Source organism: Leifsonia sp. A12D58 (assembly GCF_047530025.1).
Classification (GTDB): domain Bacteria; phylum Actinomycetota; class Actinomycetes; order Actinomycetales; family Microbacteriaceae; genus Cryobacterium.
The window spans coordinates 312,921-337,754 of the sequence record NZ_JBLJAT010000003.1 but is presented as its reverse complement, the minus strand read 5'-3'; the positions used below and the strand labels follow the sequence as shown (position 1 = coordinate 337,754).

At 63.3% G+C, this 24,834-nt stretch carries 25 protein-coding genes; 15 read left to right on the top strand and 10 right to left on the bottom strand.

Going from position 1 to position 24,834, the window contains the following annotated elements; translation table 11 throughout:
• Positions 1–121: 121 nt before the first annotated feature.
• Positions 122–409 carry a DUF1905 domain-containing protein gene (locus tag ACMT3I_RS09915; protein ID WP_414804324.1) on the bottom strand — a complete coding sequence of 96 codons (288 nt, stop codon included), beginning with the start codon at positions 407–409 and terminating at the stop codon, positions 122–124.
• 144 nt (positions 410–553) lie between these two features.
• On the opposite strand from ACMT3I_RS09915, the gene ACMT3I_RS09910 reads away from it, so the two are divergent.
• Positions 554–1,528 (top strand): oxygenase MpaB family protein, encoded by a 975-nt coding sequence (locus ACMT3I_RS09910; RefSeq protein WP_414804323.1) that lies wholly within the window; start codon positions 554–556, stop codon positions 1,526–1,528.
• Positions 1,529–1,564: 36 nt separating this feature from the next.
• Here ACMT3I_RS09910 and ACMT3I_RS09905 read toward each other — a convergent pair whose 3' ends face one another.
• A complete protein-coding gene (locus ACMT3I_RS09905) occupies positions 1,565–2,254 on the bottom strand; it encodes a YdeI/OmpD-associated family protein (protein ID WP_414804322.1) in 690 nt (229 codons plus the stop codon).
• A gap of 191 nt (positions 2,255–2,445) precedes the next feature.
• On the opposite strand from ACMT3I_RS09905, the gene ACMT3I_RS09900 reads away from it, so the two are divergent.
• Both ACMT3I_RS09900 and uvrA read left to right on the top strand, forming a co-directional pair.
• A complete protein-coding gene (locus tag ACMT3I_RS09900; RefSeq protein WP_414804321.1) occupies positions 2,446–3,699 on the top strand; it encodes an MFS transporter in 1,254 nt (417 codons plus the stop codon).
• A gap of 185 nt (positions 3,700–3,884) precedes the next feature.
• Positions 3,885–6,344: an excinuclease ABC subunit UvrA gene (gene uvrA, locus ACMT3I_RS09895; protein ID WP_414804320.1), complete on the top strand. Its 2,460-nt coding sequence runs from the start codon at positions 3,885–3,887 to the stop codon at positions 6,342–6,344.
• Positions 6,345–6,356: 12 nt separating this feature from the next.
• On the opposite strand, the gene ACMT3I_RS09890 is transcribed toward uvrA, so the two are convergent.
• The gene (locus tag ACMT3I_RS09890; RefSeq protein WP_414804319.1) at positions 6,357–6,641 is read right to left on the bottom strand and encodes a DUF1540 domain-containing protein; all 285 of its coding nucleotides are present in this window, start codon (positions 6,639–6,641) and stop codon (positions 6,357–6,359) included.
• Positions 6,642–6,808: 167 nt separating this feature from the next.
• The gene (locus ACMT3I_RS09885) at positions 6,809–7,636 is read right to left on the bottom strand and encodes a lysostaphin resistance A-like protein (protein WP_414804318.1); all 828 of its coding nucleotides are present in this window, start codon (positions 7,634–7,636) and stop codon (positions 6,809–6,811) included.
• 158 nt (positions 7,637–7,794) lie between these two features.
• Between ACMT3I_RS09885 and ACMT3I_RS09880 the strand changes: the two genes are divergently transcribed.
• Both ACMT3I_RS09880 and mtnN read left to right on the top strand, forming a co-directional pair.
• Entirely contained in the window at positions 7,795–8,262 is a 468-nt protein-coding gene (locus ACMT3I_RS09880) for an S-ribosylhomocysteine lyase (protein ID WP_414804317.1), read from the top strand.
• On the top strand, positions 8,259–9,008 hold the full coding sequence (mtnN, locus tag ACMT3I_RS09875) for a 5'-methylthioadenosine/S-adenosylhomocysteine nucleosidase (protein WP_414804316.1): 750 nt from the start codon (positions 8,259–8,261) through the stop codon (positions 9,006–9,008). Before ACMT3I_RS09880 ends, mtnN begins: the two co-directional genes overlap by 4 nt.
• A 46-nt stretch (positions 9,009–9,054) precedes the next feature.
• Here the strand turns inward: mtnN and ACMT3I_RS09870 are convergent, their stop codons facing one another.
• On the bottom strand, positions 9,055–10,050 hold the full coding sequence (locus ACMT3I_RS09870; protein WP_414804315.1) for an NAD(P)H-quinone oxidoreductase: 996 nt from the start codon (positions 10,048–10,050) through the stop codon (positions 9,055–9,057).
• 126 nt (positions 10,051–10,176) lie between these two features.
• Here ACMT3I_RS09870 and ACMT3I_RS09865 point away from each other — a divergent pair, with 126 nt between their 5' ends.
• From ACMT3I_RS09865 to ACMT3I_RS09855, 3 genes are all read left to right on the top strand, one after another.
• Complete coding sequence (locus ACMT3I_RS09865) at positions 10,177–10,692, top strand: bifunctional nuclease family protein (protein ID WP_414804314.1); 516 nt, start codon at positions 10,177–10,179, stop codon at positions 10,690–10,692.
• Between the two features lie 90 nt (positions 10,693–10,782).
• Positions 10,783–12,168, top strand: a complete 1,386-nt coding sequence (locus tag ACMT3I_RS09860) for an FAD-binding oxidoreductase (protein ID WP_414804313.1) — start codon at positions 10,783–10,785, stop codon at positions 12,166–12,168.
• A 53-nt stretch (positions 12,169–12,221) separates the two neighbouring features.
• Positions 12,222–13,523 carry a class I SAM-dependent methyltransferase gene (locus tag ACMT3I_RS09855; protein ID WP_414804312.1) on the top strand — a complete coding sequence of 434 codons (1,302 nt, stop codon included), beginning with the start codon at positions 12,222–12,224 and terminating at the stop codon, positions 13,521–13,523.
• A gap of 39 nt (positions 13,524–13,562) precedes the next feature.
• Here ACMT3I_RS09855 and ACMT3I_RS09850 read toward each other — a convergent pair whose 3' ends face one another.
• Positions 13,563–15,302, bottom strand: a complete 1,740-nt coding sequence (locus ACMT3I_RS09850; protein WP_414804311.1) for a CocE/NonD family hydrolase — start codon at positions 15,300–15,302, stop codon at positions 13,563–13,565.
• Between the two features lie 119 nt (positions 15,303–15,421).
• Between ACMT3I_RS09850 and ACMT3I_RS09845 the strand changes: the two genes are divergently transcribed.
• The 3 genes from ACMT3I_RS09845 to ACMT3I_RS09835 all read left to right on the top strand — a co-directional run bounded on the left by ACMT3I_RS09845 (position 15,422) and on the right by ACMT3I_RS09835 (position 17,986).
• Positions 15,422–16,051, top strand: coding sequence for a TetR family transcriptional regulator (locus tag ACMT3I_RS09845; protein ID WP_414804310.1), 630 nt, complete (start codon positions 15,422–15,424; stop codon positions 16,049–16,051).
• Positions 16,048–17,163 (top strand): magnesium and cobalt transport protein CorA, encoded by a 1,116-nt coding sequence (locus tag ACMT3I_RS09840; protein WP_414804309.1) that lies wholly within the window; start codon positions 16,048–16,050, stop codon positions 17,161–17,163. Before ACMT3I_RS09845 ends, ACMT3I_RS09840 begins: the two co-directional genes overlap by 4 nt.
• A 73-nt stretch (positions 17,164–17,236) precedes the next feature.
• Positions 17,237–17,986 (top strand): VOC family protein, encoded by a 750-nt coding sequence (locus tag ACMT3I_RS09835; protein WP_414804308.1) that lies wholly within the window; start codon positions 17,237–17,239, stop codon positions 17,984–17,986.
• A 9-nt stretch (positions 17,987–17,995) separates the two neighbouring features.
• On the opposite strand, the gene ACMT3I_RS09830 is transcribed toward ACMT3I_RS09835, so the two are convergent.
• The gene (locus ACMT3I_RS09830) at positions 17,996–18,553 is read right to left on the bottom strand and encodes a hypothetical protein (protein ID WP_414804307.1); all 558 of its coding nucleotides are present in this window, start codon (positions 18,551–18,553) and stop codon (positions 17,996–17,998) included.
• Between the two features lie 197 nt (positions 18,554–18,750).
• Between ACMT3I_RS09830 and ACMT3I_RS09825 the strand changes: the two genes are divergently transcribed.
• Positions 18,751–19,107: an MmcQ/YjbR family DNA-binding protein gene (locus tag ACMT3I_RS09825; protein WP_414804306.1), complete on the top strand. Its 357-nt coding sequence runs from the start codon at positions 18,751–18,753 to the stop codon at positions 19,105–19,107.
• Here ACMT3I_RS09825 and ACMT3I_RS09820 read toward each other — a convergent pair whose 3' ends face one another.
• Positions 19,108–20,163, bottom strand: a complete 1,056-nt coding sequence (locus tag ACMT3I_RS09820) for a cation diffusion facilitator family transporter (protein ID WP_414804305.1) — start codon at positions 20,161–20,163, stop codon at positions 19,108–19,110.
• 35 nt (positions 20,164–20,198) lie between these two features.
• Complete coding sequence (locus tag ACMT3I_RS09815; RefSeq protein WP_414804304.1) at positions 20,199–20,582, bottom strand: ArsR/SmtB family transcription factor; 384 nt, start codon at positions 20,580–20,582, stop codon at positions 20,199–20,201.
• 92 nt (positions 20,583–20,674) lie between these two features.
• Between ACMT3I_RS09815 and ACMT3I_RS09810 the strand changes: the two genes are divergently transcribed.
• Positions 20,675–21,646, top strand: coding sequence for an SDR family NAD(P)-dependent oxidoreductase (locus ACMT3I_RS09810; RefSeq protein WP_414804303.1), 972 nt, complete (start codon positions 20,675–20,677; stop codon positions 21,644–21,646).
• Here the strand turns inward: ACMT3I_RS09810 and nhaA are convergent.
• Entirely contained in the window at positions 21,643–23,547 is a 1,905-nt protein-coding gene (gene nhaA, locus ACMT3I_RS09805; RefSeq protein WP_414804302.1) for a Na+/H+ antiporter NhaA, read from the bottom strand. The genes ACMT3I_RS09810 and nhaA overlap by 4 nt on opposite strands.
• Before the next feature lie 211 nt (positions 23,548–23,758).
• Between nhaA and tatA the strand changes: the two genes are divergently transcribed.
• Positions 23,759–23,992 (top strand): Sec-independent protein translocase subunit TatA, encoded by a 234-nt coding sequence (tatA, locus tag ACMT3I_RS09800; RefSeq protein ID WP_414804301.1) that lies wholly within the window; start codon positions 23,759–23,761, stop codon positions 23,990–23,992.
• Between the two features lie 6 nt (positions 23,993–23,998).
• On the top strand, positions 23,999–24,799 hold the full coding sequence (tatC, locus tag ACMT3I_RS09795; RefSeq protein WP_414804300.1) for a twin-arginine translocase subunit TatC: 801 nt from the start codon (positions 23,999–24,001) through the stop codon (positions 24,797–24,799).
• Positions 24,800–24,834 lie beyond the last annotated feature (35 nt).

Sequence of the window (24,834 nt, the reverse complement as noted above, 5' to 3'; positions counted from 1 at the left end):
GCGCGACTGTGACGGCTTCTGCTTTCACGGCCTCAACGTAGCAGCGGCGACTTCTGGGTGCACGGTCTCCGTCGGTACAGCGAGTTACAGCGAGTTGCCGGCAGTTCCAGGCAGCTGCCGGTCAGGTGAGCCGCTCCGAGAGCTGAACCGTGACGTCGTCGCCGATCTCCTTGCCGAGGCGCTTGCGCAGCTTGGCGCTGATCGAGAGCATGTGCCCGCCAGTGCCGGTCGGCATCAGGGCGACCGCGATCGGCTCGTCATCGACCAGGCCCACGACTTTGACTGCCCTTCCGGTGCCGAACAGCTCGACAGAATTCGGAACCTCGACGCACGGCCATACGTCGCCCTTGACATCAACCCCGATTACGCCGGTAAAGCGGATGTCGATCGGTCCGGGTGCTTCGGTCACAAGAAGAGTCCAATCGGTCAACCGTTTCAAACGGCGAAGTCCTGCCTAGGTTACCCACGCACTGCATTCGCCTCAATGCGACAGCAGCATGAGTTCGCAGCTGATCCGCAGCCGCTCGGCACCGACTCGGGCTAGCGTCGAACCATGAGCGATCGCCGCACGGCCAGCGCCACCACGAGCCCGAACGCGCACAAGCCCTCCACCCGCTGGCGGCCCGGACGTGCAGGGCGCCGCGAGCCCCCGGCCTGGACCCTCGCGCTCGCCGACGGAACGGATGCCGGATTCTTCGGGCCAGGTAGCGCTGTGTGGGCCGTCAATGGAGCGCTGCCGACGCTGGTCGCCGGCATCCGCGCGTTGCTGCTGCAGACCCTGAATCCCGGAGCGATGGCCGGCGTGCATGACTGGTCGCGCTACCGCGAGGATCCGCTCGGACGGCTCGACGGCACCGTGCGGTGGGTGGCCACGACGACGTTCGGCGATCGGGCCAGTGCGACGGCGGCATCCGCTTTCGTGTCCCGGCTGCATGAGCACGTGACGGGAACCTATGTCGACGCTCACGGCACGGAACGCGCGTATGCGGCGAACGACGAGGACCTGCTGCGCTGGGTGCACGACGCTTTCACTGAAGCATTCATTGGGGCCCATGCGCTCTGGGGCGGTCCGATTCCTGGCGGGCCGGACGCCTACGTGCGCGAATGGTCACAGGCCGGTCTGCTGATGGGGGTAGCCAACCCGCCGACGACCGTTGCCGAACTCCACGCCGAGATGGACGCCTACCTCGCCGAGGCCAAGCCCGACGCGCGGGTCGCTGAGGCCGTGCGTTTTCTGCGCAAACCCCGGCTACCGGGGATGACGGGCCGACTGTATCCAATACTGTTCGGCGGGGCGGTGGCATCGCTCGATCGGCACCAACGCGAACTGCTCGGGCTGCGGCGTCCGTGGTGGCCGGCGGTCACGCTGACGCGGATGCTCATCGTGGGCGGCGCACGCATGCTCGGTCCGGTATCGCCGAGTGAGCAGAATGCGAGGGCTCGGGTCGCGAGACTGGCGGCAGCGGCAGCGGCAGGCGCAGAGGGAGAGGCCGCAACATTGCCTGGGAGCGGGAAAACGGGTGTCTGACAGGCCCGTCGGGGTCGCCCAGCTCTCCGGGCTCGCTCAGCTCTCCCTTTCGGCCGGTGACGCGGATGCCGCCGCCCGCGCCGCCTCTGCGGCACGCTCGGCCCACTTGGGAACCTCCCCATAGCGCTGGAATGAAACCAGTCGACCGGCCGCGCTGTCATCGATGAGCTGGGCCAGCCGTCGTGCGCGGGTGGCCTCCTGCTTCGCGGTGAGTGCCCAGTGGATGACCTGGCGGCGGTATGTCGCCGTGGCGGCGTCCCAGAAGGCGGTGGCCGCGAGGTTCGCGGCCAGCCGCGCCGCGGCCTCCGGCGGTAACTCCTGCTCGGGGTTCTCGTGGGAGTACACCCCAGACCGGTCTGCACTCCGGCGCTCGAACGCAATGATGCCGGCCTCGCGCATCCGCCCCTCTGCCGTGAGCTTTTCGACCAACGCGATGTTGACGCTCGACCAGGTGCTGGAGGCCTTGCGCGGCGTCCATCGTTGGCGCCTGGCATCCTCGTCGATGCGCTGGGAGACGGAATCGATCCAGCCGAAGCACAGGGCCTCTGGCACGGCCTGCGCCCAGGTGAGCCCGCCGTCTGGCACGTGCTTCTTGTAGAGGCCCATCCAGAGCTCGGTCGCGGTGGCGTGGTTCGCCTCAAGCCACGCGCGGAACTCTTCTGGCGAGGTGAAGAAGATCGCCGGCCGCTCTGGCGTGCCGCCCGGTGTGCCGATCGTCGTGGTCATGGCACGAGTCTGCCAGAACGCGCCCATCGAGACTCGCTCAGTTACCAGCGAGCTGGCTCATAGGCTGGGATGCTCGCTCTCGCCACTGGTTCGTTGTGTCAGGATGTCTCGCATGGGTGGATCATGAAGGCGCATCGACGCGACCAGAACGTTAGGCACATAGTCGCCGGCTCTTTCTCCAGTAGCGCGCGATGACAGAGACGTCACCGGTCACTATCCCAACGGGCAGCGCGAAGCCCTCGGCCATCCGCGTGGTGCTCGCGCATCCGCTCTATAGGGCCTCGACACTCGCCCTCTTCTTGTCAGGGCTTGGGGTCTCTGCCGCCGCGCCTCTCATCGCTTCGTTTCTCGTCACCGAGCTTGGGGCGTCACTCACCGTCGCCGGGCTCTACTACCTCACGAACCTCGCCGCGCCCATTGCCGGATACCTGGTCGGAGCACGATCCGACCGCACCGGAAGACGCCTCGGACTCTTCCGAATCTGCGCGGTCGCCGGTTTTGCCGGCTGGATCGGCATCGCATTCTCCACCGAGCTCTGGATGCCATTCGCCATCAGCTTCGTAGTGCTCGGGTTCGCGGGCGCTGCGACAGCCCAGCTGTTCGCCGCGATTCACGACGAACTGACCGCCCACCCGACGACCACGAATGACGGCGTCGTCGCCATCGTGCGCATGGCTCTGACCGCGGGGTGGGTCATCGGCCCTGTGCTCGGTGCTTTTCTCGCCGCCTACGCCGGTTTCCGCCCCATGTTCATCGTCGTGGCGGTCGCGACGCTCGCGCAGATCATCCCCCTCGGTCGGCTGCGTGACACGGCGTCGTTGTCCGCGACCGAGCATTCCACGGCGACTTCGAGCGCACCGACTCTGCGCGCAATGCTGCCGCTAATCGCCTTCACGGCGTTGTACATCTGCGTCTACGCGGGCGAGTCCGTCAAGTATGCGTATCTACCGCTCTACATGAACGAACAACTTCACCTCGCGCCCGCGCTCAGCGGAGCCATCATCGGGATTCAACCGCTCGTTGAGCTCGTCCTCATCCCTGTTGCCGTTATCGTCAGCCGCCGCACCGGGATGACCAGACTCATGGCTTTCGCCGCAGCCTGTGGCGTTGCCGCGAACATCTGCTTCGCCGTTTCGGGCACCGCCGCCGGCCTCTTTGCCGGGCAGATTCTTATGGGCGCAGTCTGGGGTGTGTTTGCCGCGCTCGGAATTATTGTCGCGCAGCGACTCCTCCCAACCGCCGTCGCCACAGCATCCGCAATCTTCCTCAGCTCCACCGCAATCAGCTCCGCCATTGGCGGCCTTGCAGGCGGCCTCGGCGCTGCCGCAATCGGTCTCCCGCTGGTCTTCATCATTCCGGCGGCATTCGCCGCTATCGCTGCAATCGGACTCGTCGCCATGGGCCGCCTCGAAAAATCGCGTCGGGTCGCCGAACTCCGCGACTAGCCGCCGCGACTCGTTGGTGGCTCGTCGCGTCGAAGCGACTTCACCACCCCGGGTGCACTACAGGCACCCAACTCGCCAGCGTATGGTGGGCCAGGGTGGGCCGCTCGTCGATCTGGCGAGTGCAGAAATGAGTGGTGCCGTCGAAAGCGCATCCCCCCTCTTTCGGCGGTGAGAACGGTGGATGTATGACACGTGACAACGTAGATGGCTGGGTTCGAGTTCGCGACGCCCGAGAGCACAACCTGAAGAATGTCGACATCGATATTCCCCGAGACTGCATGGTGGCCTTCACCGGCGTTTCGGGTTCGGGTAAATCTTCGCTCGCGTTCGGCACGCTGTATGCCGAGGCCCAGAGACGCTATTTCGAATCCGTTGCGCCATACGCCCGGCGCCTGCTGAACCAGGTCGGTGCCCCGGAAGTGGGGGAGATCACCGGGCTGCCCCCGGCCGTCGCGCTGCAGCAACGCCGCGGAGCGCCGAGTTCACGCTCAACCGTTGGCACGATCACCACGCTGTCCAACCTGCTGCGGATGCTCTACTCTCGGGCTGGCACGTATCCATCCGGCGCGACGCACCTCGCCGCCGAGGCATTCTCGCCGAATACCGCGGCTGGGGCGTGCCCGCGCTGCCAGGGTCTCGGCGTTGTGCACGATGTCACCGAAGACCTCCTTGTTCCCGACACCTCGCTGAGTATTCGCGACGGGGCGATCGCCGCCTGGCCGGGGGCATGGCAGGGGGCGAACCTGCGCAGCATCGTGAATGGCCTGGGGATCAACATCAACAAGCCGTGGCGGGCGTTGTCCCGCGCCGATCGCGACTGGCTGCTCTATACAGACGAACAGCCCTCTGTGCTGATCAAGCCCGAAGACGGACGGATCGACCACGGCTACTACGGCAAGTTTTGGAGCGCACGCAAGCACATCATGCACGTGCTCTCTGAGTCGCAGAGCGAGCGGATGCGCGAGCGCGCCCTGCGCTTCGTGCAGAGCATCGCGTGTCCAGACTGCGGTGGCAGCGGCTTGCGTCCCGAGGCACTGGCCGTCACGTTTGCAGGGCGCACGATCGCCGAAATGAACGCGGTGCCGCTGGCCGACCTCGCGGCGGAATTACGCAGCGGGGTCGAGGCGGGTGCCGTTGCCTCTGCGGAGGAGGGCAACGAAGCCGCCAGTCGAATCGCCGCCGACGTGATCGCCCGAGTCGACGTATTGCTTGATCTTGGGCTGGGCTACCTGAGCCTCGGCCGAAGCTCGACCACGCTTTCGCCCGGCGAATCACAGCGGATGCGCATCGCCACACAATTGCGCTCCGGTCTCTTCGGCGTCGTCTACGTGCTTGACGAGCCGTCAGCTGGCCTGCATCCCGCCGATGCGCAGCCACTTCTCGACGTCTTGGATCGCCTGATCGCGTCTGGCAACTCCCTGTTCGTCGTCGAACACGACCTCGACGTCGTGCGCCGAGCAGACTGGGTCGTCGATATCGGCCCCGGTGCCGGTGATGGTGGCGGACACGTCATCTATTCCGGCCCTGTCGATGGTCTGCGAGAGGTCGAGGAGTCGATCACCGGCCGCTACCTCTTCCCACGCTCTGCGACAGTCATTCACGAGCCCCGCACACCCCAGGGCTGGTTGCGCCTGCACGGAGTCACTCGGCACAATCTGCGTGACACATCGGTCGAGGTTCCCCTCGGCGTGATGACCGCGGTCACCGGCGTCTCGGGATCGGGAAAGTCGACCCTCGTGACCCAGGTGCTCGCCCATGTGGTGCGCGGCCATCTGGGCACGGCATCCGAAGAGCCGGACGAAGCCGTGCTCGAGGTTGATGTTGAGGGTGTGTCTGGAGTTGAAACGTTTGATCGGCTGGTCGTCGTCGACCAGCGCCCCATCGGCCGCACCCCGCGCTCCAACCTCGCTACGTACACCGGCATGTTCGATGTGGTGCGCAAACTCTTTGCGGCCACCGACGAAGCGAAGGCCAGGGGATACACCGCGAGCCGATTCTCGTTCAACGTCGCCGGTGGACGCTGCGAGACGTGTCAGGGCGAAGGCTTTGTCTCGGTTGAACTGATGTTTCTGCCGGGTACATACGCGCCCTGCCACACCTGTCACGGGGCGCGCTACAACGCAGAGACGCTCGAAGTGACCTATCGCGACACGACGATCGCGGATGTCCTCGCGATGACTGTCGACGCTGCTGCAGCCTTTTTCGCTGAGGTGACCACTGCGTCGCGCAGCCTCGAGACGCTGCGTGATGTCGGGCTTGGCTATCTCCGTCTCGGCCAGCCTGCGACCGAGCTGAGCGGTGGAGAGGCACAGCGAATCAAGCTGGCCACCGAGCTGCAACGCGCCCGCCGCGGGCATGCGCTCTATCTGCTCGATGAGCCATCCTCCGGCCTGCACCCAGCCGACACCCGGTTGCTGCTTGACCAGCTGCAGCGACTGGTGGATGCCGGCAACACGGTTGTCGTGGTGGAGCACGATCTGGCGGCGATCGCCGATTGCGACTGGGTCATCGACCTGGGTCCAGGCGGCGGCAACGCGGGTGGTCAGGTGGTGGCATCCGGTACCCCACGAAGCATTGCGCGCGGTGAGGGGGCGACGGCGACGTATCTGGCGGCGTGGCTGGCGCGGCACGACGAGCCGGCGTAGCCACGGCCGGATCTACTTCGGTGCGTATGTGAGGCAATCAGCGTTGTCCGCGCCCGGGCCGACCTTGACAGCTGGCGCGTTGCACATGAGATGGTCATTGTGGATGCATTCGGAGCGCTGGCAGGCGCCAACATTCGCCAGCACTTTCGGCAGGCCACCGTGCACACCGATATCTATGAAGGTGGAACAGGCGGCATGATTCGTGGTTCCACCGACGGTGATGGCGGCGGCGTTACAGGCCGTGTGGTCGTTGAAGGAACAATTCGAAACGCTGCATTCGGCTACCTGGGTTGTCATTGAAACGACTCTCCGTGATTGGCCGCTCGGCCGAGCAGCTCTTAACTACAAAGTAGGCTCCGTCGGCGTGATGGGGAAGGCTGGACGAAGGCCTCCTCGCACTCCGAATGGAACGCGCGGAGTGCGCCAGCCAGCCAGCCAGCCAGCCAGCCAGCCAGCCCTGACCTCTAGACCGCTTCACTTGATCTGGATGCGGGGCCGCTGAGGCCAGAGCGACTTGCCCCGGCCTGCAACGCCAGCTTCTCGGCATCCGTTCGTGGGAATGTCCACCAGACGGCCACGAGAGCGAAGATACCGACCACGAGGTACAGGGTGCCGGTGATACTGCCGAGCGCAGCCGAGGTTCCGTACCCGATGGCAAAGGCGGAGAAGTCCCAGAACCCGTGCAACAGCATCGCCCAGATCAGTGATCCGGTGGTGCGGCGCAGTATGTAGAAGATCGTGCCGCCAAGGAAGGCGAAGAGAACCTGCCCCGTCGTCGGGAGGAAGCCCTGGCCGAGGAAGACATTGAGGTAGTGCATAAGTGCGAATGCCAGCGTGCTGATCAACCAGACCCACACCTCGCCCAGCCGACTGCGCAGCGCGACCAGGAGCAATCCGCGCGTCGTGATCTCCTCGGTGAAGCCCACCAGGAGCAGCACGATCGAGGCGGCCAGGAACGCCACATCGAATGCCGCCCAGTCGGTGAGCACCAGGTTCAGCACGAGCAATGCGGCCATGAGGATCGGCGCGATGATCGGCCAGCGGTGCGTGCTCACTGCGCTGTCGAATATGGCTGGTCGCCACCAGCCGAGCAGCGTCGTCGTGATGACCAGCAGCACGGTGCCCACGATAAGTGACAAGCCGGCGCCCCTGAAAAGAGTGGAGCCGCTGTCGCCGAGTGCTGTGTAAGGCACGCCAGCCAGCTTTGAGACAACGAGAACGGCCAGGACGTATCCGATCCAGATGGCGAACCCGATCCATAGCTTCGGCTGAACCCTCACAGTTGATTTCATAGGCAGAATATTGCCAGAGGGGCCGCGCTCTTCGGCGCACGCCGTGCCTGCGCATTCAGAACTTGAACAATTTCCCCAGATAGTCTGTTCTTTCGGTCGCTGTCATGACGTGCGGCTCGTCGTCCCGTAGACACTCGATCTCGAACAGAATGATGGATATGAATCAAGAGCGTATGAACGTTGAGTCCTTCAACCTCGACCACCGCCTCGTTGCAGCACCATACGTGCGTGTTGCCGACACGAAGCAGCTTCCGGGCGGTGACGTGATCACCAAGTTCGACGTGCGATTCACCCAGCCCAACGTCGCGCACCTCGACATGAAAGCCGTGCACTCGATTGAGCACCTCTTCGCCGAGCACTCGCGCAACCATTCAGACAAGGTCATCGACTTCTCGCCGATGGGCTGCCAGACAGGCTTCTACCTGATGATGCAGGGTGCTCCCACGTTCGACGAGGTCGCCGAGCTCATCGAGGTCACGTTGAACGACATCCTGGCCGCAGACTCTGTACCCGCTGCCAACGAGGTGCAGTGCGGCTGGGGTGCAAACCACTCGCTCGAAGCGGCACAGGCTGCAGCCGAGAGCTTCCTCGCAGACCGCGCGACCTGGAACGTGGTTTACGCGTGAGCTCAGCTGCATTCGTCATTCTCGTCGCCATGGACGACGAGCTTGCTCCTTTTATCGACCGCGCAGAAAACGTCGGTGAGCCCAGGCAGATCGGCAACGCGGTTCACCGCGATGCGGTTCTGGGCGGCCACCCCGTCGTGCTCGTTCGCACCGGCATCGGCCTCGTCAACGCGGCGGGCGCGGCAACCACCGCCATCCTCGCCGCACAGCACGCAGCGGGAAGCACCGGCGTTCCACTCGTGATCAGCGCCGGCTCTGCAGGCGGCCTCGGCGCCGACGTTCGCGTCGGCAACGTCGTTGTCGGCTCTGAGTACATCAACGTGGATGCCGACGCTCGCGTCTTCGGATACAAGCTCGGCCAGGTTCCGGGCATGCCAGACACCTACCCCGCAGCGGATGCTGTGACTGGCGCCATCCGCTCGGCCCAGGTCGGTGGATCGATTCCCGTGCACCACGGCCTGATCGTCTCTAGCTACAACTTCGTGACGCCGGAGAGGGCCAAGAGCATCATCGGCAGCTTTGCCGGCGCGCTGGCGACCGACATGGAGTCGTCTGCGATCGCTCAGACCTGCCACGTTTTCGGGGTGCCATTCATCTCAATCCGCGGCATTTCTGACCTGTGTGGGCCGTCAGCCGAAGACGATTTCAACAATCACGTGGATGACGCAGCGATCAAGTCGGCAGACGTCGTCATCTCCTCCATGGACGCCTTGGCGAAGGCAACCGGCGCATACGCACTGGTTTAGGGCGAAGCGGAGGCGGGTCCCGCCTCCAGGCTCCGCCGGGTGCGGATCAGCGCGCCGGCATCTCCAGCACGGTCTTGCCGGGCGCTGAGGTGCCGGCGGCGATGGTGCTGTGAGCCTCTTCGACACTCTCGATCGGCAGGATCGTGCCGATTGCGGCACGCATCTCGCCGGATTCGAACCACGGCCAGACATCCGCTCGCACCCGGGCGATCACCTCGGCCTTCGACGACGGCCCGATGCGCGGGCGAGCGCGCAGGGTCGTCGCGTGGATACTCAGCCTGCGTCTCATCATTGACACGATGTCGAGCGTTGCGGTGTCTCCGCCCAGGGTGGCCACGATCATCAGTCGACCGTCATCGGCGAGGGCTGTCAGATTGCGCGTCAGGTAGCTGCCGCCCACCACGTCGAGGATGACGTTCGCACCGAGACCGCCGGTGAGATCGGTGACGACTGAAACGAAATCTTCGCTGCGGTAGTCGATCCCGCGCACGGCTCCCCACTGCTCTGTCGCCCGAGCGCGTTCGGGAGAGCCAGCCGTCGCGATCACCGTGTATCCGGCCCGAGCCGCCAGCTGCACGGCCATGCTCCCGAGGCCGCTTGCGCCGCCGTGGATCAGGGCGACATCACCGGGCAGCGGGTCTCTGAAACCTATTGCCAGATTCGACCAGACGGTGCAGACCGACTCGGGCAATGCTGCAGCCTCGACGAGGGACATGTCGGCGGGCACCGGCAACAGCTGGGTTGCCGGCACTGCCACGCGTTCGGCATAGCCGCCGCCGCTGAGCAGCGCGCACACCGGATCTCCAACAGCCCAGCCCGTGACTGCGGATCCGAGTTCGCTGATGATCCCCGCGCATTCGAGGCCGAGAATCGTTGATTCGCCGGGCGGCGGAGGGTAGACGCCTGCACGCTGCCCCAGATCGGCGCGATTCACCGCAGTGGCGGCGACATCGATGACCACCTCGTCGGGGGCCGGCGACGGGTCAGCTGTTTCGGCCCAGATGAGTTGGTTGCTGTCGGGCGTTTGAAGAATTGCTCTCACAATCGCACGCTAGCACTCGCGAATCTCTCATTTCTCGAAGTGCGCTGACAGCGATCAGTGCAACCGGCCAGACAGTCGGTAACGGACGTACGATGGCGGTGTCCCGATCATTCGATGGGAGTCGTCATGGTTCAGGTACGCATTCTCGGGGTCGCGGTCGACACCGAGGGCCAACACATCATCCTGCTGAAACCGCTGGGCGAGGCACCGGCTACGGGTCGCGTGCTGCCCATCTGGATCGGCGAGCAGGAGGCAGCATCCACGCTCATCGCCCTCGGCGGTGATACGCCGTCGCGGCCGCAGTCGCATGATCTGATGAAGACGCTGCTCGACACCGTCGGCGCTCACGTCGAGCGCGTCGACGTGACCCGAATCGACGAGGGGACCTTCTACGCCGAGATCGCTCTCAGCACCCCAACCGGCTCTCTCGTACTGGATGCCAGGCCCTCGGATTCAGTCGCCCTCGCGCTGCGCGCAGCTGCTCCGCTCTATGTCGCCGATGAGGTTTTGGACGAGGCCGGGATCCCCGCCGCATTGGTTGAACCCGCCAGCGACGAGGAAGAGAGCCCAGACGGCGAGCAGGCGCTCGACGAGTTCATGGACTTTCTCGAACACGTCAACCCGGAGGATTTCCAAGGCTGACGCGGGTCCTCTCACACACGGCCGCGTCGGCCAGCGGCAGCCACTAAAGAGCCAGTCGCTTCGTACCTGCTTGCGGACTAGCGTTGAGACGTGTCCGTTGCTCCAGCTGATACACAAGTCGCTCACGCCCAGGGTGTGCAGCGGCTCCTCGCGAGCTACCGGGCAGTGCCAGCGACCGAGTCGGTGCGGCTGGCCAAGCCAACGTCGAACCTGTTCCGCACCCGCACCAAGACGCATGCCAAGGGCCTCGACACCTCGGGGCTGACGGATGTCATCGCCATCGATCCGCAAGCACGAACAGCGGATGTCGCCGGCATGTGCACCTACGATGACCTTGTTGCTGCCACGCTGCAGTACGGGCTGGCGCCGCTTGTCGTGCCGCAACTGAAGACAATCACGCTCGGTGGTGCCGTCACCGGCCTCGGTATCGAATCGAGCTCGTTCCGCAGTGGGCTGCCGCACGAGTCGGTACTCGACATGGACATCCTCACCGGTGCAGGGGAACTGCTCACCGCCTCGCCCACCGAACACGCAGATCTGTTCCGCGCCTTTCCCAACTCCTACGGCACGCTGGGCTACGCGGTGCGCCTGCGTATCGAGCTGGAGCCCGTCAAGCAATTCGTCGCGCTTCGGCATCTGCGCTTCCATGGCCTCACCGACCTGGTCACGGCAATGGGCCGCATCACCCAGACCGGTCGACTCGACGGGGTGGCCATCGACTACCTCGACGGCGTGGTGTTCAGCGCCGACGAGAGCTACCTCTGTGTGGGAGTGCAGACTGATTCGCCAGGACCGGTCAGCGACTACACCGGTCAGCAGATCTACTACCGCTCGATCCAGCATGGCAACGGCATAACGGATGACCGCCTCGCCATCCACGACTATCTGTGGCGGTGGGACACCGACTGGTTCTGGTGTTCGAAGCCATTCGGCGCTCAGAATCCCCGCATTCGCCGCATCTGGCCCAAGCGATATCGCAGCAGCAGCTTCTACTCAACGCTGATGAAGTACGAGCAGCGGTTTCAGATCGGCGACCGCATCGAGAAGCGCAACGGTCGACCGCCGCGCGAACGCGTCGTGCAGGATGTCGAAGTTCCAATCGGCCGGTGCGCTGAGTACCTGGAGTGGTTCCTGGACACCGTGCCGATCGAGCCGATCTGGCTCTGCCCGCTGCGCCTGCGTGATGCCGCCGGTGATGGTTGGCCGCTGTACCCGATCAAGCCGAACCAGACCTATGTCAACGTCGGCTTCTGGGCGACGGTGCCGGTGGGGGAACACGAGGGGCAGACGAATCGCCTGATTGAGCGCAGGGTCAGCGAACTCGACGGACACAAATCGCTCTACTCCGATTCCTACTACTCGCCGGAAGAATTCGACGAACTCTATGGCGGTGAGACGTATCGCGCTGTGAAGAAGCGGTACGACCCAGACTCACGGCTCCTTGGCCTCTACGCAAAGGCGGTGCAGCGACGATGACAACGTACAAGGAACAGATGCCAGAGCAATCGCAACAGGAAGGGAAGCACGGAGTGACGAAGCGCGGGGATGAACCCACGGGCAAGCTCACCCTCGCGCAGGTCCTGGAGATCCTGGCTGGCGGCAGGCTCCCGTTGCGATTCACCGCTTACGACGGGAGCTCGGCCGGTCCGACCGATGCGCGGCTTGGCATCGAGCTGAAGTCACCGCGCGGAACGACCTACCTGGCCACGGGTCGCGGCGATCTCGGCCTGGCACGGGCATATATTTCCGGAGACCTCGAGGTGCACGGCGTACATCCTGGCGACCCGTACGAGCTGCTGAAGGCGCTCGCCGGAGAGCTGGTCTTCACGATGCCACCCCCGCGGGTGATGGCTGACATCATCCGCTCAATCGGTGTGAGCCATCTGCGTCCCATCGCACCTCCGCCACAGGAGGCGCCACCGCGCTGGCGCCGTGCCGCCAGCGGACTGCGGCACAGCAAGGGGCGAGACGCCGACGCAATCCACCACCACTACGACGTCTCGAACACCTTCTACGAGTGGGTGCTCGGCCCGACCATGACCTATACCTGTGCGTGCTACCCGAGCGCAGACGCCCCGCTTGATGACGCTCAAGAGAACAAGTATCGACTGGTGTTCGAGAAGCTGAGGCTGAAGCCGGGCGACAGGCTGCTGGATGTCGGATGCGGCTGGGGCGGAATGGTGCGCTACGCCGCACGCCGCGGGGTGACGGCCATCGGCGTCACTCTGTCTGAGCAGCAGACTGAGTGGGCCAATCGGGCAATCTCCGACGAGGGGCTGGCCGACTTTGCCCAAGTGCGCTTTGGCGACTACCGCGACATCCGAGAGGCCGGATTCGACGCGGTCTCGTCGATCGGGCTGCTTGAGCACATCGGGGTGCGCAACTATCCGGCGTACTTCGAGTTCTTGCAGTCGCGGCTGAGCACAGGGGGACTGCTGCTCAACCACTGCATCACGCGGCCAGACAATCAGAGCAAGGCAGCGGCCAGGGGATTCATCGACCGCTACGTTTTTCCCGATGGTGAACTCACCGGCTCTGGCCGCATCATCGCTGAAGCGCAGGACGTGGGCCTGGAGGTGCTGCACGAGGAGAACCTGCGCCAGCACTACGGGATGACGCTTCGTGACTGGTGCGCCAATCTCGTCGAACACTGGGATGAAGCCGTCGCCGAGGTCGGGCTTCCCACGGCAAAGGTGTGGGGGCTGTACATGGCGGGTTCGCGGCTCGCGTTCGAGAGCGATGGCATCCAGTTGCACCAGGTGCTTGCGGTCAAGCCAGACGAGTTCGGTGGGGTCGGCAACCTGCCGCTGCGGCCGTGGTGGACGCCGTAGCCACACGTGCGGGTGAGGCTACGGCGTGACGCACTGGATTCAGTGAGCCTTGATCGGAAGCTGCAGGTACGAGGCGTGATTACCGCCCGTGTGAATGACGTGCTGCCCGCTATTGGCAGGCACATACTCGCGCGTCCCGGGCATCATCGGTCCCAACAGGCTTCGACCGCTGACGATGAAACGGATCTGCTCACCCGGATGGAAGACAAGTCCGATAGGCAGCAAATCAATCTCGATGTCCACGATCTGGCCCGGTGCGAGCTTCTCGATCCGGTCGAAGCTATGTACAGGGTTGTCCGGGGTCGATTCGGTCCCATCCAGGTTTCGGAGTGAGACTCGCAGCCGACCGTCTGAACCCTTGTAGCGAAGGATCGAGCCGCCGCGTTCGGTGAGATCGTGAATCATCGCGCTCTGATTGGGAACGGTGAACTGTTGCAGCGGCGTACCGAATGCGTCGAGTTTCTGCACCAGGACGAAGACGTCCATGTCATCAGAACCCCGAGCCTCAACCCAGAGATGGGCTTTGGGGTAGCCGACCAGCACCGTCTCCTGGTCAAAACGTGTCACGAAGGATGCCATATCCGGGTTGGCCCCGACGGCGTACATGGCCGAGGCTTCGGGTGCGGGTGCCACCGTGGTCAAGGCTCGTGAGCGTCCGTCGAGGTAATACTTCGTGGAGGTCACGTCCGCCGGGGGAAAAGCCTCCGCGCCGACGTTGACCTGGTCGCCGCCCTCAAGATCGAGCAGGGAGTACCGCACGTGGGGGGTCTTCTCCCATTGGTTGTCTTCGTCCTTCAGGAAACGGTCGAAGAAGCGGCGCAGGTCCTCGACATTGTTTTCGTCGTAGTAGTCCGGCCACTCCTGGCCGTTGTGGATTCGAAGCCATTTCTGCTCGGAGGCCATCCGACGCCAGGCGCGGAACGTCCCGGCAGTGTGGAGGGTGTTCGAGTAGCTGGCTACCACGTATGCCGGCACGTTTATCCGGTCGAATTCCGGGATCTTGTTCTGCCACAGTTCAGTCATCAGCGGGTAGCGCTCTGCCTCGGCCAGGATGTCTTCCTTCTCGTTCTTGCCCCAGAAGCTGTTGTTCTGCAAGGTGCTGGCAAATCCGATATCGGGCATGCCGCCGCGCATCACCAGATCGCGGTAGACATCACTGACGCCCTCCCAAGGATTGATTGCGGCGAGGTGGGGCGGCTGCTCGGCTGCGGTGAACCACTGCGAGACGGCGAGGTAGGAGGTGCCGCTCATGCCGACCTTTCCAGAACACCATTCCTGCTCGGCCAGCCACTCGATCAGATCGTGGCAATCCCGGCCTTCCTGCCGATCCCACAAGACGCTATCGCCGTCGGAGTCGACGACCCCGCGGATGTCCGGGTTGCAAATTGCATACCCTTGTTCGCACCAATACGCCGGATCGGGGCCTTCAAATTTCTCCAGGCCAGAGACGATGTCGTTGCCGAGTCCGACAAGTCCGAAGACGCCCATGACGCTGGCGGATGTGCCCTGGCCTTTGCCGTAAGGACTCCAGGCAACGATGACCGGAACCTTGTCCATTCCGGCAGGTCGGAATACGTCAACGTGGATCGTCACGCCGTCCCGCAGAACCACAGGAACGTCTTTCTCGAAGACGATATCAACGGGCAGCGCCCGGAACTGAGGTGCAACCCGGTAGCCGGCTTCAAGAGTGCGGGTACCCGGATCGAAAGCAGTTAGGGTTCCGGTCCGATCAGCGGGTAGCGGGTGCGACGGTACAAACATTCTTTGGTCAGTGCTCATTACGAACTCCTCGGGTCTCGAGCGGGGCACGGATTACTGTGCCGGGCTCAGCGTACGTCGAACTCGGCATTAAATCAACGCATGTTTATATATTGGTGAATCGGAGGTAGGCTAGTGTCATGACCGCGCAGGAAATGACTCACCCTGGGCGACGCCGCGGGCGTCCCTCCGGCACTGAGAGCACCCGGAAAACTGTTCTCGAAGCCGCACGCAAACGGTTTGCCACCGAGGGCTTCACGGGAACGACTATCCGAAACATCGCCTCAGACGCCAAGGTTGACGCCTCTCAAGTGATGCAGTTCTTTCGGTCGAAGGACGAGCTGTTCGCTGCAGTCATGTCGATTCCGTCATCTGTCCTTGAACTGTTCGACACTGCCTTCGATGGCCCTGACGAGAATCTCGGAGAACGCGTCGTTCAGGCCTACCTGCAGGCGTGGGAGGGCGCACCGGAGGATTCGGAGCCCCTGATGGCCATGTTGCGCGGAGCTATCGTCAACGACAATGCCAGCTCGCAGCTCGCAGATTTCATCCAATCCCGGCTGCTTGAGGGTGCCCAGGGGAGGGCCGCTGACGACTCAGAGACCGCGCTCAGGGCTGGCCTCGCGTCAGCAATGCTTGTGGGCTTGGTTACCAGCCGACGCATCATCGGAGTACCCCTCCTCACCGAGGCAGATACTGCGGCAATAGTCCGCATCAGCGCACCGGCGATTCAGGAAATTCTCGTGCCAGGAAGCAGAAGTGACCAATGACTCAACGACGCAACGATCCCGCATCCCGTCGACTGGATCTGCTCCGGCGACGCTCGTCGAGTAAGAAGGCTACTGAGCCGCACACTGCCCCGCATCTGACCCGCTACTTCACTGACGGACGCGTCTCGCGACCGCCTGAGGGAGCGACAATCGCCGACGGACTTGCCTTCGCCGAGTCAGCGCCGAATCGCATGACAACGTTCTTCTATCCGGCGCCTACTGCGGAGTCCATCACCGAGTTGGCAGAAGCGTGGGAGCTGCACCCCGTGCTCGTTGAAGACCTCCTGCACGCCCACCAGCGTCCCAAGCTCGAACGCTACGGTGACGTACTCTTTCTGGTCGTGCGCTCGGCGCGCTACATCGATGAGGCCGAGGAAGTGGACTTCGCCGAGTTCCACTTTCTGGTGCGTCCTGATGCTGTCGCGGTGCTGTGCCAGGACAAGCGCTGGATCGACGGCACGGACGGGATGCGTTTCAACGAGGACCAGCTCACGAGCCCCGACAGACACGAACGTCTGCTGCTGACTGACGAAAAGCTACTCCGACTCGGTCCGGAGGCAGTGGTCTACAGCCTGTTGGATGCCATCGTCGATGGCTATGCCCCGGTGCTTCAGGGGCTCGCGATCGATAAGGAGCAGATCGAGCGGCAGGTATTCAGCGGAGATGCGGCGGTAGCCGAACGTATCTACCGGCTGAGCCAGGAGGTCATCGACATGCAGCATGCGACGTCCTCGCTTACCGAGGTGCTCAAGGCGCTCGGCGGCGGGTTCGGCAAGTACGAGATTCCGGATGAACTGCAGACCTACCTTCAGGACGTCTCTGACCACCTCACTCGCGCTCACACCCTGGTGACCGAGTACCGCGACGCCCTCTCGCAGATCCTGAACGTCAACGCCACGCTCGTTACCCAGCGCCAGAACGAAGACATGAAGAAGATCTCGGGATGGGCGGCCATCCTCTTTGCTCCCACCCTGATCGCGGCCGTCTACGGCATGAACTTCGACGATATGCCCGAGCTGCACTGGGCATTCGGCTACCCGATGGCTGTCACCGCGATGGTCGGCTTCGGTGCGCTGCTCTATGTGATCTTCAAGCGTCGCAAGTGGATGTAGTGCACCGCCAGGTCACTCTCGTCGTTCGACACCTCCGGGCGTACCCTGAGGGCAACGTGCGCAAGGAGGCATCATGTCTAGTCTCGTCGTTCATTTCGAGATCCACGGCTCAGAGCCGCAGGTGCTCATCACCTTCTACTCGAGGCTGTTCGGCTGGCGATTCACCCAATTCGGCGACATGTCGTACTGGGCGATCGATACGGGTGAAGGCTCGATCGGCATGGATACGCCTGGCATCGGCATCAACGGCGGGCTGACCCAGCGCCGAGGTCCGAAACCTGAAACAGGTGCGCCGGTCAACGGCTGCAACATCGTCGTGGGAGTCGATGACGCCGATCTCTCCTTTGCTGAAGGGATCAGGCTCGGTGCGCATGAGGCGATGCCACTTGACGATATGGAGGGCATCGGTCGGGTCGGTTACCTGCTCGACCCCGACGGGAACGTCTTCGGGCTGATCTCGCCAGTGCTGTCTGACGGAACGAATGTGATGGAGGCGACCGACGAATCGCGAAGCACCGATGCGGCACGCAGTGCTGAAACGGTGAGTATTTCTGAACTCGCAAACCGTCCACCCGCCCACTTCGAACACAAAGGGCGAACGTTCGCGCTTGACCAGACGGACCACGCACACTGGCAGATTCGGAGCGGGACAGGTGTGCTCTATGGGACGCTTGCCGTCGAGAGCGCGTCAGGTGAGTCTAACGACCCCGTCTACAACGGTTACACGCCCAGCGACGACGACGCGTTTTTGTTCGGCTCTGACTGGGATGCGATCGCCAGGGGACTCATCAACCAGTACGACGCTGACCACGCCGCTCCCTGAGCGACCGGTCTAAACGACCCAGTCGAATGACTCCTCGAACGTCTCCTTGCCGTCATCGTCATCAAAGACGTTTGCGACGATGTGCGTGACGAATGCCGCAAATCCGGCGGCGATCTCGGTGAACTGAACCGTGTCGAACTGACCGTGCCATGACACCTTGCACTCGCCCTCAGGGTCGAGGTCGAGGCGGTTGAACGTGGCGTCCACGCCAGTGGAGAGGATGAGGATGCGCATGCTTTTCCATGGCGGCATCTCGCCGGTGATGTCGTGCAGTGAGGTGCCGTTGGCGGCGTGAGCCGAGATCGCCTGCGAGAGCAACAGGGAGACATCCGCCACATGGTCGTTGGCGGCCTGATAGCGCAGGTAACTCGCGGGATCGCAGGACACCAGCTGGATGGAATCCGGCTCCCAGGCCAGCTTGCGGTAGTGAAGCACGTTGAGGGCCGCTTCAAGCAGGCCGGTCAATACCAACCCTGCGGTCACCTTGTCGGTGACTCCGCTGTACTCGAGTGCGGCGTTGTCCCAAACTGCGCGAACGGCGTCGCGGGTGGTGGGGATTCCCGGCATGAAACTCGCTTTCGGTGCTCTTGATTCGGCGTCGCGTGAGCTCGACCGCGTGCGACGACGACCTCAAGCACCCTATCTCGAACCGACTCGCGAAGCATGCGCGACCAGCCGAGGAGCGGGGGATCGAGACGCCGATGCGATGTCGCCCCGTGGTCATAGCATGGGGGTCACCACGAATTAATTCTCATTGGAGTGACATGTTGACGCCCGAACAGCTGACCGCGTTTCTTCACGACCTCAACGGGGCCGAAGAGATGTATCCGTTCGGGCCAGAGACTCGCGTTTTCAAGGTGGCCGGCAAGGTGTTTTCGATTGAGAGCTCCAATACAGATAAGCCCTCGATCACTGTGAAAGCACTGCCGGAGAACGTGCCGCGGCTCGTGAAGAGCGTTGACGGCATCGGCCCCGGTTACCACATGAACAAAAAGCACTGGGTGACAGTGCAGCTCGACGGCTCGGTGCCTGGCGATCATGTTCTAGAACTGATCGCCGAGTCACATGCAATAGTCGTCGCCTCGTTGCCACGCAACGTGCGGCTCGGGCTGCAGGGGTAGCTAGGCCGGATGCCCGACGGGCACCGGGTTCAAGACAACTGAGTCGAGTCCAGAGAGCGTCGGCCGCAGGGCGTCGGCTGCCGCATGTTCCATTTGATGAAAGTCGGCGACCGACACCGACCCGTCGGTGGTGACGGTGGCAGCCAGATGAAGTCGGTGGCCGCTCCAACGCAGCCGGATGGCGTTGACTCCGGCCACGCCCGGAACCTGCAGAAGCGTCGCTTCTGCACGATCGACAAGTGCCGGGTCGACGCCGTCGAGCAGGCGGCGACCGATGTCGCGGGCAGTTCCCCAGAGCAGAACGGCGATGGCCGCGGTGATCACCAGGCCGATGATCGGGTCGGCCAGCGGAAATCCCAGCCAGACACCCACGACGCCGACGACGACGGCGAGCGAGGTGAATCCGTCTGTGCGCGCGTGTACGCCGTCTGCGATCAACGCTGCCGAGCCGATCTGCCTGCCGACACGGATGCGATAGATCGCAATGAGTTCGTTGCCGATGAATCCGATGACCCCGGCAACGAGCACCCAGCCAAGATTGGTGAGCGGCTGGGGGTTGATCAGCCTGGTGATCGATTCGTAGCCGGCGAACGCCGCAGAGAAGGCGATCATCGCGACGATGAACAGGCCAGCGAGGTCTTCGGCCCGACCGAAGCCATAGGTGTATCGCCGGGATGCCGTTCGTCGACCGATCACGAACGCGATCCACAACGGAATGGCCGTCAGGGCATCGGAGAAATTGTGAATGGTGTCGGCCAGCAACGCGACCGAGCCACTGGCGGCGAACACGAGGAGTTGCAGGATCGCGGTGATTCCGAGCCCGACCAGGCTGATCTTGACGGCCCGGATGCCCTTGGCACTCGACTCCATCGCATCGTCGATTGAGTCGGCTGCGTCGTGGCTGTGCGGCACGAACAGTCCGTAGAAGAATCCGCGGATGCCGGTGGGGTGTGCGTGCTGGTGTGGATGCTCATGCCCGTGTGGATGCTCGTGCCCGTGTGGATGCTCGTGCCCGTGGTCATCCGCATGCTCGTGCGTATGGGGTTCATGGCTCATGATCGGCATTCCCTTCATCACGGGATTAGCGAACGTCAGGCGTGGTGGTGGCGGGGAGTGCCGCCCAGGGAGTGCTCGGCCTGGAAGATCGCATCCGCTACAAGTTGGCTCACGTGCTCATTCGCCAGCCGATAGAACACCCGCGTGCCTTCTTGTCTGGTGGTGACGATGCGGGCCAGGCGCATCTTCGCCAAGTGCTGGGAGACGGCAGCCGGTGACTTGTCAACGCTGTCTGCCAGGTTGTTGACCGACATCTCGTCGTCGCGGAGCGCGAGGACGAGCCGCACCCTGGTTGCATCGGCGAGCATCGAGAATACTTCGACGGCCAGCTCGACATACTCGCTGTCGGCGCCGAGCTCGCTGTCGGCGCTGAGCTCGCTGTCGGCGCCGAACTCCGATACCTGCGTATCTGCATCCATACGCAGATTATTGCACACGGGGGATTGTGAGGGCCAGATACAGTGCTGACCAGATAAGGGCGCCTGTGATCCGATTGGATTACACTCACCCAATGAACACTCCGCAGCACCGTATCCAGTCCGGGTTTGACGCGCGCAGCACGGCCAGTGAGGTGCTCGACGGCATCGACCTCACGGGAGCGGTGGTTATCGTCACCGGCGGTTACTCAGGGTTGGGGCTGGAGACTGTCGCTGCGCTGACGGATGCCCATGCCACCGTCATCGTGCCGGCCCGCCGGCCAGAGGTGGCCAGGGCCGCCCTCGACGCACGCGGAATGACCGAGGTGGCCGTTGATGAGCTCGACCTCGCTGACCTTGACAGCGTGCGCGCCTTCGCCGAGCGGTTCCTCGCCACCGGCAGAAGCCTCGACATCCTGATCAACAATGCGGCGATCATGGCCTCTCCCGAAATGCGGGTAGGAGCGCATTGGGAATCGCAGTTCGCCACCAACTTCCTCGGGCACTATGCCCTCACGAACCTGCTGTGGCCGGCGCTTGCCGCGGAGAACGGTGCCCGGGTGGTATCGCTGTCGTCGACGGGGCACAAGTTGTCCGGCATCCGCTTTGATGACCCGCAGTTCACGACGGGCTATGACAAATGGCTCGCCTATGGCCAGGCGAAGACCGCAGACAGCCTGCTTGCAGTGCAGCTCGACGCACTCGGTGCCGAATTCGGCGTGCGTGCCTTCGCCGTACACCCCGGCGGAATCATGACAGAGCTTCAGCGCCACTTGCCGCGCGAAGAAATGGTCGCGTCCGGCTGGATGACTGAAGACGGCACAGTAAATGAACGGTTCAAATCCCCCGCGCAGGGCGCAGCGACTTCTGTCTGGGCCGCCACCGCACCGATGCTCGCCGGTATGGGCGGCGTGTATTGCGAAGACTGCGACATCGCAGAGCCAACCGTGATCGGAAGCCCGGAAGCCAGGGTTGCGGGCGTTGACGCTCACGCCATTGATGCGGATGACGCGGCAAAGCTGTGGGAGTACGCGGCACAACTCACTGGAGTGAATGCATTCGCTTAGACGATCGTGCCGGTGCCGGTGCCGGTGCCGGCCTCGCCATCGTCGTTCCGCTCACGAAAATCGGTGAGTGCCCTGATCAGCACCGGAGCGTCATATGGTCCGTGGTGACGCGCCTCGCCGATGAAGAATGTCGGAGTCGAATGCAGGTCCATGAATTCGGCATCCAGCACATCATCCTGAACGCGATTCACCACCCTGGCTGAACGCATATCGTCAATGAACCTGTCGACGTCGAGCCCGACTCCCGCCGCATAGCGCACAAGATCGTCGAACTCGAGGTGATCCTGGTTGGCGAACATCACTGGTGCGAACTCGAAGAACTTGCCCTGCAGCGCCGCTGCCTCGCTGGCCCGCGCCGATTCGATCGCGTGTGGATGCACCCGGTCGAGGGGCAAATGCCGCCAGACATATCGCAGCTCTGAACCGAAGTGCTCGCGCACTTCATCGATGGTGCCGGTGGCCCTGCTGCAAAATGGGCACTCGAAGTCGCCGTACTCGACAAGCGTGAGCGGGGCATCCTGGTTACCGCGAATGTGGTCGCGCGCCGGGTCGACAGGTCGAGCGAGAGTGCCGCCGATCGCCATGGGTGGGTTGAGTCGGTCGGTAATGCGAAATATCGCCCAGCCGAGTATGAGCGCGATGACGGATGCGGTGAGTACTCCGACGCGGGCTTCATCCTGCAGTTCGGGATCGGGGATGGCGATCTCGACGATGAACAACGCGATCGTGAAGCCGATGCCTGAGAGCGCGGCGCCGCCTGCGACACGACTCAGGTTCAAGCCGGGTGCGAGCGTGCCGAGACCCAGCGCACGCAGGCCGAGCGTGGCCCCGGTGATCCCGATGAACTTGCCAAGTACAAGACCGGCGACGATACCCCAACTGAGCGGGGAGGTGAGGGCAGCGCTGAGAGTGGCTTCGTCCAGCCGTACTCCGGCATTGGCGAGGGCGAAGATCGGCAGAACCAGAAAAGTGATGTACGGCGCATAGGCGGCCTGCAGCCTGTCGTTGATCGACAGCGAATCGCGGAGGCCCTTGGTGGCCGCCTGGGCGTAAGAGGGGTTGGGCGATTGCCTGAATGCCTGCGCGAGCTCGAGCGAACGCTCGACAGCGCTGCGCCTGGGCGGGTAAGCCGGAATGAGCAGGGCGACTGCCACGCCGGCCAGCGTGGGGTGGATGTGCGCGGCATAGAGCGCGAACCAGAGTGCCACAGCGAGGATCGTGTATGCGGGTCCGCTGCCGACGGGCAGATAACGGACAAGTGCGATCAGCGCGAGCAGGCAGACCGCGACGATCATCGGTGTGAGCTGCAGGTTGTCTGTGTAGAAGATGGCGATGGCGGCGAGAGCTCCGATGTCGTCAACGACGGCAAGCGTGAGCAGGAAGACCCGCAGGCGGGCGGGAAACTTTGGTCCGACGAGGGCAAGCGCTCCCACCAGGAACGCGGTATCGGTTGAAATGACTACGCCCCAGGCATGTGCATTCTCACCCGTCGGATTGATGAGCAGGAAGATACCGGCGGGTACGAGCAGGCCGGCGACGGCTGCGACCACAGGCACGAGCGCCCGAGATCTGTCCGTCAGCTCGCCGACAACGAACTCGTGTTTCACCTCGAGGCCGACAGTGAAGAAGAAGAAGGCCATCAGCGCATCGTTGACAAGCTCGCGAAACGTCAGCTCGAGGCTGACGTCGCCGACTCGCAGGTCGACAGTTGCGCCCCAGAACTCCTGATAGGTGTCGGCCCACGGAGAGTTCGCCCAGACGATGGCGGCAACGGTGAACAGCAGGAGGAGCGCGGCCGCCGTCTTCTCTGAGTTCGCAATTCCTGTGCGCGAGGGCAGGAAGCGACGCAGGCTGGGGAACCGCGGCGGTCGACGTCCCTCAGACACATCGGGGGTGCTCATGACGAGGCTGTCCTTTCTGTGTGAAGAAAAGCGTGTGTTCGAGGATTGCAGATCGCACAGCGAATGGGGAGTCGTCTGTGGGTGTCATCATGGACCGCTCATAGATCAATGCGCCAGAGTCACTTGCGTACGGTACCAATTCGGGTAGCGTATGACGTCAGACGTTCAATTCCATGAAGTTCTGAACGCAAATCTACGAGAGAGGCGCATCATGCTCGGAAACCTCAGCGGATGGCACATGGTCATCATCCTGGCGATTGTTCTGCTTTTGTTCGGCGCACCCAAGCTCCCCGGCCTGGCCCGCAGCGTCGGCCAGTCGATGCGCATCTTCAAGAGCGAAGTCAAGACGCTCAAGGATGACGAGCCGGTCGACGCGACCGATTCAACGACTGTCGTTTCGACGCCGGTCACCGCACCTGCCACCGCCGCTCAGCACCAGTCCTGACCCGCCGTGGCGACTCTCACTAAAGAGAAGTCTGCCCGCGACGGAAAAATGTCGCTCGGTGGGCATCTCATTGAGTTTCGAAAGCGACTCGTTCGGGCAGCGCTAGGAATCCTCGTCGGCGCGGTTGTCGGCTGGTTTCTGTCAGCATCAGTGCTCGACGTGCTGCGCGTGCCGATCACCGCGATTGCCGAGGCGCAGGGCCGCTCCTCCGAGCTCAACTTCACCACAATCTCTGAGGCGTTCGACCTGCGCATGCAGATCGCCATCACCGTCGGTGTCGTCATCTCGTCACCGATCTGGCTCTATCAGGTCTGGGCGTTTTTGATGCCGGGCTTGCGGGCCAAGGAGAAGAAATACGCAATCGGATTCGTGGCGACGGCTGTGCCGCTGTTCCTGGCCGGCTGCGCTGCAGGATTCCTGGTGCTGCCGAATATGGTCGCACTGCTCACGTCATTCGCTCCGTCGGACTCGGCGGCGATCATCAGCGCGAAGGGCTACTACGACTTTGTGCTCAAGCTCGTGCTGGCGATCGGCATCGCCTTCGTCGTGCCCGTCGTGCTTGTGCTGATGAATTTCGCCGGTGTGGTGAGTGCGAAGTCGATTCTCGCCTCGTGGCGCATCGCAATTCTTGTGGTGATCATGTTCACCGCCATCGCAACGCCGGCTGCCGACGTCATGTCGATGTTCCTCCTCGCTGTGCCGATGATTTGCCTGTACTTCATCGCAGCGTTCATCGCCTGGCTGCACGATCGCCGCATGAAGAAGATCTCAGACCGTATCGATGCAGAGCTCGCGGGCATGCTGTGAGAGCACGGATGACGCTCGAACTGTCAATGAGAGAG